The sequence below is a fragment of the Bacteroides sp. RTP31139st1_H2_RTP31139_211217 genome (assembly GCF_040227615.1).
GTDB classification, from domain to species: domain Bacteria; phylum Bacteroidota; class Bacteroidia; order Bacteroidales; family Bacteroidaceae; genus Bacteroides; species Bacteroides uniformis.
Genome location: NZ_JBCNZM010000228.1, coordinates 4,500 through 5,943, shown reverse-complemented (window position 1 = coordinate 5,943; position 1,444 = coordinate 4,500). Strand labels below are relative to the sequence as shown.

Here is a 1,444-nt window from a genome sequence, read left to right as displayed (position 1 = left end):
ATTGAAGGAAATCCCGCGGCAGATTGTAGGTTCCGCTTTTGATGCAGTGAACGAACTTTTGAGTATCGACCGGTTAAGCATAGCTGTATACAACGAGACTACACATAAGCTGGAATACACTTCCAATCCAGTGGAAGATACCGCCGTGGACGAGTTGCCTATCTGGAGGAAATATATGGAGAATTGCTTTGAGCAGCAAGAGTACATATCGGAAAAGGGTATACAAACATTGCCGCTTGTTGTGGATGCGGGAAATATGTGTCGTTGCATAGGTGTGCTGTGTCTGGAACGCAGGGAAGGTACGGAGCAGGAGACCGACCATTTGCTTTTGGAACTGATAGCCCGTTATGTCTCCATTGTAATCTTCAATGCAGTGGTTAAGTTGGCTACGAAATACCGGGACATCGAAGTGGCTCAAGATGAAGCCCGGCGAGCTTCCTGGGAAGACAGTTTGCTGCATGTACAGAACATGGTGCTGGATAATTGTCTTTCGACCATCAAGCATGAAACGATTTATTATCCGAACAAGATAAAGCAGCTGATAGGGAAACTGCGGTCCGGCAAACAGACAGAAGCGGAGGAGCGGGAAACGGTGGTTGCCATCAGCGAATTGATAGAGTATTACAAAGGTATCTTTACGACACTCAGTTCATGCGCTTCCCGCCAGTTGGAAGAGGTGACTTTCAGGCGTGCGACAATATCTGTGCCGGAACTTATGGCTACTGCCGGGAAATATTTCCGCAAAGTGTATAAGGGAAACAAGGCGCATATTGATTTTAAGATACAACTGTTGGAAGGACGGATTACCGGTGACTGGAACCAGTTGCGTTTCCTGCTTGAAAACCTGATAGACGAGGCTTGCTCCGTAACTCTGGATGGAGCTGTCTGTCTGTCGGCCCGGGAAGATGGGGAATTTATACGTTTTCTGTTTACAGATATGCGCAGGGAAAAGACCCGTGAAGAATTGAACCAATTGTTCTATCCCGACTTGTCCCGCATGACGGCCGGTGAGAAAGGAGAACTGTATGGTACGGAATATCTGGTGTGCAAGCAGATTATCCGCGACCATGACGAGTTTGCCGGACGCCGGGGATGCCGTATCAATGCCGAACCGGGAAAGGAAGGAGGTTTTACAATATATTTTACGCTACCGAAAAAATGAAATATGGAAGACAAAAAATTTAAAGTAATCATCGTTGAAGATGTCAAGTTGGAGCTGAAAGGGACGGAAGAGATTTTCCGCCATGAAATTCCCAATGCGGAGGTAATAGGTACTGCTATGACTGAGCAGGAGTTCTGGACATTGATTGAAGCCGGCGTGCCGGATCTTGTTCTGCTGGACTTGGGACTGGGAGGTTCGACCACAATCGGGGTGGACATCTGCCGGAATATCTTCAAGCGTTATCCGGGAGTACATGTGCTGATATTCACGGGAGAAATATTG

The 1,444-nt window shown here is 47.4% G+C and carries 1 protein-coding gene and 1 pseudogene; both read left to right on the top strand.

Going from position 1 to position 1,444, the window contains the following annotated elements; all coding sequences use genetic code 11:
• Window positions 1–1,162: pseudogene (locus ABUA47_RS22545) on the top strand (ATP-binding protein); the annotation flags it as partial.
• A gap of 3 nt (window positions 1,163–1,165) precedes the next feature.
• Window positions 1,166–1,444: response regulator (locus ABUA47_RS22540; RefSeq protein WP_349832089.1), on the top strand; the 279-nt coding region annotated here is incomplete at its 3' end.